Consider the following 9,525-nt stretch of genomic DNA (forward strand, 5'->3'; position numbering starts at 1 on the left):
CGGTCGCGCATCCCGTCACGGTGCGCCCAGCCTGCACGGTCAACCAGCTTGCGCTCGTCCACGCGGCCGCGGTGGCCGGCGCGGGCATCGCGGTGCTGCCCGAGCCGTGCGTCGCCAGCGCGCTCGCCAGCGGCACGCTCGTGCGACTGATGGCCGGCTACCGGATCGACGATCCCGACACGCAGCTGTCGCTCGTGTACCCGAACCGCCAGTACGTGCCGGCCCGCACGCGCAGCTTCGTCGAGCACGCGCTCGATCATTTCAGCGCGCAACCGGCCCGCGAACGCACCGACTACGGCTTCCTGCGGCCGTCGCGTGGGCCCGACCGCTCCGACATCGTCACGGGGCTGCAGTAAACTGCGCGCGTCAGCCTTCGGAGGTGCAGCGTGCGCGTGATCCTGTTCAGCAGCCGGCAGTACGACGACGATTCGTTTGCTGCCGCCAACCGGCAGTTCGGCTATCGGCTGCACTTCCAGCCGTCGCACCTCGACGCGGAAACCGCGATCCTCGCGCATGGCTATGACGTCGTCTGCCCGTTCGTCAACGACACAGTCGACGCAGCCGTCCTCGAACGGCTGGCGGACGGCGGCACGCGCCTGATCGCGCTGCGCTCGGCGGGCTTCAACCACGTCGACCTGGCTGCCGCCGCGCGGCTCGGCATCACGGTCGTGCGCGTGCCCGCCTATTCACCGCACGCGGTTGCCGAGCACGCGGTCGCGCTGATCCTTGCACTCAACCGCCGCCTGCCGCGCGCCGTCGCGCGCACCCGCGAAGGCGACTTCTCGCTGAACGGCCTGCTCGGCTTCGACCTGCACGGCAAGACCGTCGGCGTGATCGGCACCGGCATCATCGGCAGCGTGTTCGCGAAGATCATGATGGGCTTCGGGATGCATGTACTCGCGCACTCGGTGCCGCCGTACAACGACGAGCTGATCGCGTTCGGCGCGCGCTATGTCGCGCTCGACGAATTGCTGCACCACGCCGACATCGTCAGCCTGCACTGCCCGCTGCTGCCGTCGACGCACCATCTGATCAACGAACGGACGCTCGCGCGGATGAAACACGGCGCGATGCTGATCAATACCGGGCGCGGCGGCCTCGTCGATGCGCAGGCGCTGGTCGACGCGCTCAAGAGCGGCCAGCTCGGCCACCTCGGGCTCGACGTGTATGAAGAGGAAAGCGGGCTCTTCTTCGAGGATCACTCCGACCTGCCGCTGCAGGACGACGTGCTCGCACGCCTGCTGACGTTCCCGAACGTGATCGTCACGTCGCACCAGGCGTTCTTCACGCGCGAGGCGCTCGCCGAGATCGCGCACACCACATTGCTGAACATCGAGGCGTGGCATGCGGGCACGCCGCAGAACGTCGTGACGGCGAATCGCTGAGAAATCGACGAAACCGGCCCATTTCATGGTTGCGAGCGACACCGCAATCGTTTGCTTTTGACCATCGCTGAAAACACGATCTTTTGCATCAACAATTCCGCACTTTGTTTCGAATGATGTAACGCGGCTCGCGCGCGGTCTGATATCGTTGCGCCGACGTTATCCCCTGCTCGTGCCGCCCATGCGTTTCGACGACTCCGACATCGCCGCCGTCTACCGCGCCATTTTCGAACGGCGCGACATGCGCCACTTCACGCCGGCGCCCGTCGATCCCGCCGTGCTCGCGCGCCTGCTGCGCGCGGCGCATCACGCGCCGAGCGTCGGCTTCATGCAGCCGTGGCGCTTCATCCGCATCACCGATCCGGCGCTGCGCACCGCGATCCACGCGCTGGTCGAGGCCGAGCGCTGCGCGACCGCCGACGCACTCGGCGAGCGCCAGGACGAATTCATGCGGCTGAAGGTCGAAGGCGTGCGCGAATGCGGCGAGCTGCTGGTCGTCGCGCTCGCCGACGGCCGCGAACGCCACGTGTTCGGCCGTCGCACCCTGCCGGAGATGGATCTCGCGTCCGCCGCATGCGCGATCCAGAACATGTGGCTCGCGGCCCGCGCCGAAGGGCTCGGGATGGGCTGGGTATCGCTGTTCGACGTCGATGCGGTGCGCACGCTGCTGCGGATGCCCGACGGCGCGAAACCGATCGCCGTGCTGTGCGTCGGGCACGTCGACGCGTTCTATGCGAAGCCGATGCTCGAGCAGGAGCGTTGGGCGGCGCGGATGCCGATCGAAGCGTGCCTGTTCGAAAATGGCTGGGACGATCCGGCCGCGATCGATGGCGCAGGATCGCCGTCGTCGCCCGCGGACGTGGCGGATGCGGATTCGGCAATGGAAACGGGCGCCGACTCGGCAAGCGCATCGACCACAGTCGACAGCTCCCCCGAACGCATCGCCTGACGAACACCTCGCCGCCACCGTTCCGCCCCAACACATTCAGCGCCGCAAACCCCGCCGAATCCCACACTGTGAGCTTCACGCACACTCCCCCGTCGCACGCCGGCAACAACCGTTTTGGCCCCAAGCATAGGGGTTTTCACTGAAGTAGAATCGCGGCTGTCGTTCGCCTTACCGTCCGCCCGTCCCGCGCATCCTGCGCCAGCCCGAGCGACGGCTTTTCCCGAGCCTACCGCGATGCCCTTACCTCTTTTCGCCCTCGCCGTCGCCGCATTTGGAATCGGTACCACCGAGTTCGTGATCATGGGGCTGCTGCCCAATGTCGCCCGCGACCTCGGCGTGTCGATCCCGGCCGCCGGCATGCTCGTGTCGGGCTATGCGCTCGGCGTAACGATCGGTGCACCGATCCTCGCGATCGTCACCGCGAAGATGCCGCGCAAGCGTGCGCTGATGGGCCTGATCGGGCTGTTCATCGCGGGCAACCTGTTCTGCGCGATCGCACCGGGCTATGCGGTGCTGATGGCCGCACGCGTGGTCACCGCGTTCTGCCACGGCGCGTTCTTCGGGATCGGCTCGGTCGTCGCGAGCAACCTGGTCGCGCCGAACCGCCGCGCGCAGGCGATCGCACTGATGTTCACCGGCCTCACCCTCGCGAACGTGCTCGGCGTGCCGCTCGGCACCGCGCTCGGCCAGGCATACGGCTGGCGCGCGACGTTCTGGGCCGTCACCGGCATCGGCATCGCCGCGGCCGCCGCGCTAGCCGTCTGCCTGCCGAAGAACCTCGCGATGCCCGACACCAGCATCACGCGCGAATTCAGCGTGCTGAAACATCCGCAGGTGCTGATGGTGCTCGGCATCAGCGTGCTCGCCTCGGCCAGCCTGTTCAGCGTGTTCACGTACATCACGCCGATCCTCGAAGACGTGACGGGCTTCTCGCCGCGCCAGGTCACTTACGTGCTGCTGCTGTTCGGCCTCGGGCTGACGGTCGGCGGCACGCTTGGCGGCAAGCTCGCCGACTGGCGCCGGATGCCGTCGCTGATCGCGACGCTCGCGCTGATCGGCGTGATCCTCGCGCTGTTCGCGGGCACGATGCACCTGCCGTTTGCCGCGCTCGCGACGATCTTCGTGTGGGGCATTCTCGCGTTCGCGATCGTGCCGCCGCTGCAGATCCTGATCGTCGACCGTGCCAGCGACGCACCGAACCTCGCGTCGACACTGAACCAGGGCGCGTTCAACCTCGGCAACGCGACCGGTGCGTGGCTCGGCGGGATGGCGATCGGCTCCGGCGTGTCGCTCGTGAACCTGCCGTGGGTCGGCGTTGCGATGGCTGTTGCGGCGCTCGCGCTCACGCTGTGGTCGGCGTCGCTCGAACGCCGCCCGGTGGCCGTGCCGACCGAGTACGTGTGAAGCAACCCTGTCTAAATCGTTGCGCACACAACTCCACTCAAAGCTGATGGCCTTCATGGACCTTTCAAGGTCCGCGGTGTAGCATCCCCGCCGATGAAAGCCATTCTTAATCGCGATTTCCTCGCACTCATTCTGAGCGTCGCGGTCGTCGGTCTCGGCACCGGCGCCACGCTGCCGCTCACCGCACTCGCGCTGACCGAGGCCGGACACGGCACCAACGTCGTCGGCATGCTGACGGCCGCGCAGGCGCTCGGCGGCCTCGCGATCGTCCCGTTCGTCACCGCGCTCGCGCGACACATCGGCTCGCGCCGCGCGATCGTCGTATCGGTCGTGCTGCTCGCGGCAGCCACCGCGCTGATGCAGTTCACGTCGGACCTGATCCTGTGGGGCGCGCTGCGCGTGCTGTGCGGCGCCGCGCTGATGCTGCTGTTCACGATCGGCGAGGCGTGGGTCAACCAGCTCGCCGACGATTCGACGCGCGGCCGCGTCGTCGCGATCTACGCGACCAACTTCACGCTGTTCCAGATGGCGGGCCCGGTGCTCGTCAGCCAGATCGCGGGCGCGACGAGCATTCGCTTCGCGCTGTGCGGCGCGCTGTTCCTGCTCGCGCTGCCGACGCTCGCGACGATCCGGCGCGCGCCGCTTGCCGGCGACGACGCGCATCACGAAGCGCACGGCCGCTGGCTCGACATCCTGCCGCGCATGCCCGCGCTGATCATCGGCACCGGCTTCTTCGCGCTGTTCGACACGCTCGCGCTGTCGCTGCTGCCGCTCTACGCGATGGATCACGGCGTTGCGAGCGCCACCGCCGTGCTGCTCGCGTCGATCATGCTGTTCGGCGATACCGCGATGCAGTTCCCGATCGGCTGGCTTGCGGACAAGCTCGGCCGCGAACGCGTGCACCTCGGCGCAGGCTGGATCGTGCTCGCCGGCCTGCCGCTGCTGCCGTTCGTGATCGCCAATCCGTGGCTCTGCTGGCCACTGCTGTTCGTGCTCGGCGCGGCGGCCGGCAGCATCTACACGCTGTCGCTCGTCGCATGCGGCGAACGCTTCCGCGGCGCGGCGCTCGTCACCGCGAGTTCGCTCGTGTCGGCGTCGTGGAGCGCCGCGAGCTTCGGCGGCCCGCTGGTCGCCGGCGCGTTGATGGAACAAGTGGGCAGCAACGCACTGGTCGGCGTGCTGGTTGTCTGCGTCGCAGCGTTCGTCGCGGCCGCGCTTTGGGAGCGTCGCGCCGCGTTGCAACGCGCGGTCTGATGCCGGCGCGCGCACACACCGAAGCGCGCTGCCCAAACGACGACGGCGCAAAAACGCGCCGCCCGGCGACGGATACGCCGATCCCCCTGCATAAATAAACGAAGACGGCCCGCGCAATGCGGGCCGTCATGCTATGGACGCGCTACGTTGAGCGTTACGCCTTCAACGCCGGCAGGATCTTGCCGACACACGCACCGAAGCCGACGCGATAGCCGTCGCCCTGACACCATCCGGCGAGCGTGAGCTCGTCGCCGTCCTCGATGAACGCGCGGCTGCCGCCGCCGTTCAGCGCAACCGGCTCCTTGCCGTTCCACGTCAGTTCGAGCAGGCTGCCGAACGAGTCCTTCGTCGGCCCGCTGATCGTCCCCGAACCCATCAGGTCGCCGACCCGCGTGTTGCAGCCCGCGATCGTGTGATGCGCGAGCTGCTGCGCCATCGTCCAGTACATGTGCTTGAAGTTCGTGCGGCTGATCGACGTTGCTTCGGCCGCCCCTTCCTCGCGCAGCGTCACTTCGAGCGCGATGTCGAACGCATGCTTGCCTGCGTGCTGCAGATACGCAAGCGGCTGCGGCGACTGCTCCGGCTGCGCGACGCGGAACGGTTCGAGCGCGTCGAGCGTGACGATCCACGGCGAGATCGTCGTCGCGAAGGTCTTCGCGTTGAACGGGCCGAGCGGCACGTATTCCCATTGCTGGATGTCGCGCGCGCTCCAGTCGTTCAGCAGCACCATCCCGAAGATATGCGCTTCCGCGTCCTCGCATGCGATCGGCTCGCCGAGCGCATTGCCCTGGCCGACGATGAAACCCGTCTCCAGCTCGATGTCGAGCTTGCGGCATGCGCCGAACACCGGACGCTCCTGGTCGGGCAGCTTCAGTTGCCCGTTCGGACGCCGTACCGGCGTGCCGCTCACGATCACCGACGACGCGCGGCCGTTGTAGCCGATCGGCATCTCCGACCAGTTCGGCAGCAGGGCATTCTTCGGATCACGGAACATCGAGCCGACGTTGGTCGCGTGCTCCTTCGACGAATAGAAATCGGTATAGCCGGGAATCTCGACCGGCAGATGCAGCGTCGCATCGCGCTGGGCAACGAGCACCTGCGCACGCAACGAAGCATCGTCACGCAGCGTCGCATGGTCGCGCGAGAACAGGTCCGACAGTTGCACGCGCACGCTGCGCCACGCATCGCGACCGAGCGCGATGAACGCGTTGAGCGTCGGTGCGGCGAACACATCGACGCCGGCCGGCAGCGTCACGAGGCCCGCGCGCGCGAGCGCAGCGAGGTCGACGATCTGGTCGCCGAGCGCCACACCTGCGCGGCGCGACGCTTGCTTCGCATCGCTGAAGATCCCGAACGGCAGGTTCTGGATCGGGAAATCGCAGGCGGGATCGTTGGCCGACTCGACCCAGCTCTTGCGGGCCGGGTCGAGCGTCGCGCGCCAGTCTTGGGTATCGCTCATCTTTGCTCCGGATTGAAATGTTTCTTGATGCCTTGCCAGCATTCGAAGTAGTCCGCCTGCAGCTGCGCGGTGTCGAGCGCGTAGCGCGTCGGCCGGATCAGCGTGCGGGTTTCGAACATGAACGCCATCGTCGCGTCGACCTTGTGCGGCTTCGTCGTGTCGCTCGCGGACGCCTTCTCGAACGTGTCCGCGTCGGGCCCGTGGCCCGACATGCAGTTGTGCAGGCTCGCGCCGCCCGGCACGAAGCCTTCGGCCTTCGCGTCGTATGCGCCGTGCACGAGCCCCATGAATTCGCTCGCGACGTTGCGGTGGAACCAGGGCGGGCGGAACGTATCCTCGGCCGCGAGCCAGCGCGGCGGGAAGATCACGAAGTCGATCGTGTCGACGCCCGGCGTGTCGCTCTGCGACTGCAGCACCAGGAAGATCGACGGATCGGGATGGTCGTAGCTGATCGAGCCGATCGTGTTGAACATGCGCAGGTCGTACTTGTAAGGCGCGTAGTTGCCGTGCCACGCGACGACGTCGAGCGGCGAATGGCCGATGTCCGCGCGCCACAGGCGGCCGTTCAGCTTCGCGATCAGCTCGAACGCACCTTCGCGGTCTTCGTACGCCGCTTGCGGCGTCAGGAAGTCGCGCGGGTTCGCGAGACCGTTCGAGCCGATCGGGCCGAGATCCGGCAGGCGCAATTGCGCGCCGAAGTTTTCGCAGATGTAGCCGCGCGCGTCGCCGTCCGGCAGCGCGACGGAAAAGCGCACGCCGCGCGGGATCACCGCGATCTCGAACGGCTCGACGTCGACCCGGCCTAATTCGGTCGCGATGAACAGGCGCCCCTGCTGCGGCACGATCAGCAGTTCGCCGTCTGCGCTGTAGAAGAAGCGATCCTGCATCGAGCGGTTCGCCGCGTACAGATGAATCGCGCAGCCGTTCATCGCGGCGGCCGAGCCATTGCCGGCCATCGTCACGAGTCCGTCGACGAAATCGGTCGGCTCGACCGGCATCGGCAGCGGATCCCAGCGCAGCTGGTTCGGCGGCGTCGGCGGCACGTCGGCCGAATCGGCGAATTCCGACACGAGGCGCTGCGGGCCCGCATACGGCTCGAACGGCCGGTGCACGGCCGCCGGGCGGATGCGGTACAGCCACGAGCGGCGGTTGTGGCCGCGCGGCGCGGTAAACGCGGTGCCCGACAGTTGCTCCGCATACAGCCCGTACGGCGCGCGCTGCGGCGAGTTGCGGCCGTGCGGCAACGCGCCGGGCAGTGCCTCGGTCGCGAATTCGTTCGCGAAACCGCTCTGGTAGCCGGCATCCGCCGGTTTCGACAGGTCAAGCGTCATCGTTTCCTTTCTCCCTCAATTCATCGCGGCGTTCGGCGCCTGCGCGCCGTTGCGCCGCGTCACACCGGCAAGCCCGAGGACGAACAGCGCCGAGCACAGCACGGGCACCGCGGCCGCGTGGAACAGCGCACCGTTCGACCAGTTGAGCGCAATCAGTTGTCCGCCGACGAGCGGCCCGAGCACCGAGCCGATCCGGCCGATGCCGAGGCTCCAGCCGATGCCCGTCGAGCGCAGCGACGTCGGGTAATACTGGCCCGCGAGCGCGTTCACGGCCGGCTGCCCGCCGACCACGCAGAACCCGCCCGCGAACACCACCACCAGCAGCCACGGCAGCGCATGCGCGACCGAGCCGATCAGCCCCACCGACACGGCCGCGCATGCGAAGCAGGGGAACAGCACGCGCACGAAGCCGTAGCGTTCGATGAACCAGCCGAGCGACAGCGTGCCGATCACGCCGCCCGTCTGCAGCACCGTGCCGACGATCACGGCCGTGCCCTGCGAATAGCCCGCGTCGCGCATCACGGTCGGCAGCCAGTTCGACAGGAAGTACAGATCGATCAGGTTCATGAAGCTGATCGCCCACAGCAGCAGCGTGACCGGCAGGCGGCCGTGGCTGAACAGCTCGGCGACCGGCGCGCCGGTCGCGGCGCGCTCGCGCACCGCGAGCCGCGTGTTCGCATCGATGCCCGCCTGCGGCGCGAAGCGCGCGAGCCACTCGCGTGCCTGCTCGACGCGCCCTTTCAGCACCAGGAACTGCAGCGATTCGGGCAGCCGCGCGACCATCGCGATCGTCAGCACGAGCGGCACCGCACCGCCGACGAAGAACACCGACCGCCAGCCGAGCGCCGGAATCAGCGCGGCGCTGATGAAGCCGCCGATCGCTGCGCCGAGCGTGAAGCCGCACGACACGATCATCATCCGCTTCACGCGATGCGTGGCCGGGCTGAACTCGCCGACCAGCGCCATCGCGTTCGGCATGATGCAGCCGAGGCCGAGGCCCGTGACGAAGCGCAGCGCCATCAGCACCGGGATCGAACCCGCGAACGGCGTCGCGAGCATCGTCACCGCGAAGAACAGCGTCGAGCCGATCAGCACCGGGCGCCGCCCGATCCGGTCGGCCAGCACCGACAGCCCGAGCGCGCCGAGCAGCATCCCGAACAGACTCGCGCTGAACACGGGCCCAAGCGCCTGCTTCGGCACGCCCCATTCGGCGATCACGCTCGGGGCGACGTAGCCCATCGCCTGCGCATCGAAACCGTCGATCACGAGGCACAACCCGCACAACACCAGCAGCATCCAGTGAAAGCCCGGGCGATGGGTGTCGTCGATCACGCTCTCGACTTCGAGCACGCGCGCGTCGGCCGGCGCCGCGCTCATTGCGTCACCTCGGCGGCCGGATGCACGGGCGGCGTCACGCCCTGGCGCGCGAGCGCCATCGCTTCGCGCAGCACGTCGGCGTCGCCGATCTGGTTCGCGAGCAGCAGGATCAGCTTCGCGTTGACGAGCTGGCTGTCCGCATCGGACAGGTCGCGATGCATGTCGATCAACGCTTCGTAGAACGCGTCAGGGTCAGCCAGGCGCGGGCGGGTATCGAGTGTGGGCATGACGGTGTCTCCGGTGTCTTTATCGTTTTCAGCGTGCGCAGGTCGCGCGCGCCAGTGCGTCGGCCAGCGCCTGACGGTCGAGCGTGCGCGTCCGCGCGCAGACATGCTGGTCGGGACGCAACAGGTAGAACGTGCCGGG

General features: G+C 68.1%; 9 protein-coding genes. 5 read left to right on the forward strand and 4 right to left on the reverse strand.

Annotated features, from left to right (window positions below; translation table 11 throughout):
* From G3N93_RS26495 to G3N93_RS26515, 5 genes are all read left to right on the forward strand, one after another.
* On the forward strand, positions 1 to 356 hold a 356-nt coding region (locus G3N93_RS26495), incomplete at its 5' end, for a LysR substrate-binding domain-containing protein (RefSeq protein ID WP_241026714.1).
* 30 nt (positions 357 to 386) lie between these two features.
* The gene (locus G3N93_RS26500) at positions 387 to 1,385 is read left to right on the forward strand and encodes a 2-hydroxyacid dehydrogenase (RefSeq protein ID WP_174939386.1); all 999 of its coding nucleotides are present in this window, start codon (positions 387 to 389) and stop codon (positions 1,383 to 1,385) included.
* Between the two features lie 181 nt (positions 1,386 to 1,566).
* Complete coding sequence (bluB, locus tag G3N93_RS26505; protein ID WP_206134296.1) at positions 1,567 to 2,334, forward strand: 5,6-dimethylbenzimidazole synthase; 768 nt, start codon at positions 1,567 to 1,569, stop codon at positions 2,332 to 2,334.
* Between the two features lie 234 nt (positions 2,335 to 2,568).
* A complete protein-coding gene (locus tag G3N93_RS26510; RefSeq protein ID WP_174939382.1) occupies positions 2,569 to 3,738 on the forward strand; it encodes an MFS transporter in 1,170 nt (389 codons plus the stop codon).
* Between the two features lie 93 nt (positions 3,739 to 3,831).
* Positions 3,832 to 4,992 carry an MFS transporter gene (locus G3N93_RS26515; RefSeq protein ID WP_174940678.1) on the forward strand — a complete coding sequence of 387 codons (1,161 nt, stop codon included), beginning with the start codon at positions 3,832 to 3,834 and terminating at the stop codon, positions 4,990 to 4,992.
* Between the two features lie 154 nt (positions 4,993 to 5,146).
* Here G3N93_RS26515 and fahA read toward each other — a convergent pair whose 3' ends face one another.
* Genes fahA through G3N93_RS26535 form a run of 4 tightly spaced genes read right to left on the reverse strand, consistent with a single transcriptional unit; the run spans position 5,147 to position 9,386 of the window.
* Positions 5,147 to 6,451, reverse strand: a complete 1,305-nt coding sequence (gene fahA, locus G3N93_RS26520) for a fumarylacetoacetase (protein WP_206134297.1) — start codon at positions 6,449 to 6,451, stop codon at positions 5,147 to 5,149.
* The gene (hmgA, locus tag G3N93_RS26525) at positions 6,448 to 7,782 is read right to left on the reverse strand and encodes a homogentisate 1,2-dioxygenase (protein ID WP_206134298.1); all 1,335 of its coding nucleotides are present in this window, start codon (positions 7,780 to 7,782) and stop codon (positions 6,448 to 6,450) included. The genes fahA and hmgA overlap by 4 nt, the downstream gene beginning before the upstream one ends.
* A 15-nt stretch (positions 7,783 to 7,797) precedes the next feature.
* On the reverse strand, positions 7,798 to 9,159 hold the full coding sequence (locus G3N93_RS26530; protein ID WP_206134299.1) for an MFS transporter: 1,362 nt from the start codon (positions 9,157 to 9,159) through the stop codon (positions 7,798 to 7,800).
* Positions 9,156 to 9,386, reverse strand: coding sequence for a DUF2783 domain-containing protein (locus tag G3N93_RS26535; protein WP_174939372.1), 231 nt, complete (start codon positions 9,384 to 9,386; stop codon positions 9,156 to 9,158). The genes G3N93_RS26530 and G3N93_RS26535 overlap by 4 nt, the downstream gene beginning before the upstream one ends.
* Positions 9,387 to 9,525 lie beyond the last annotated feature (139 nt).

It is taken from the genome of Burkholderia sp. Se-20378 (assembly GCF_017104665.1).
Lineage (GTDB): Bacteria > Pseudomonadota > Gammaproteobacteria > Burkholderiales > Burkholderiaceae > Burkholderia > Burkholderia lata.